The organism is Pseudoalteromonas sp. S1727 (assembly GCF_005886375.1).
In the GTDB taxonomy this organism is placed as follows: domain Bacteria; phylum Pseudomonadota; class Gammaproteobacteria; order Enterobacterales; family Alteromonadaceae; genus Pseudoalteromonas; species Pseudoalteromonas haloplanktis.
The window spans coordinates 1-340 of the sequence record NZ_PNDT01000207.1 but is presented as its reverse complement, the minus strand read 5'-3'; the positions used below and the strand labels follow the sequence as shown (position 1 = coordinate 340).

Here is a 340-nt window from a genome sequence, read left to right as displayed (position 1 = left end):
TGTGATTTTATCGGTTGATAAATTACCGGCCGAGGATATTGTGCACGCAAAAAACAAAACGGTCATTAGCTTTTTAGACCCGTTCAATAGCCATGCGTATGTTGATTTACTGTGCGAGCACCAGGTAACCAGCTTTAGCATGGAAATGATACCGCGTAGTACGCGTTGCCAAAAAATGGATGCGTTGAGCTCTCAAGCTAGTTTGGCGGGGTATGTGATGGTGACGAAAGCGATTGCGGAATTACCGAGCATTTTACCGATGATGATGACCGCAGCGGGTACTATTAAGCCAGCGAAAGTGTTTATTATCGGCGCAGGAGTGGCGGGGTTACAAGCTATT

At 46.2% G+C, this 340-nt stretch carries 1 pseudogene; it reads left to right on the top strand.

Annotated elements, in window-relative coordinates:
• Window positions 1-340 (top strand): annotated as a pseudogene (locus CWB85_RS21655) (NAD(P)(+) transhydrogenase (Re/Si-specific) subunit alpha); the annotation flags it as partial.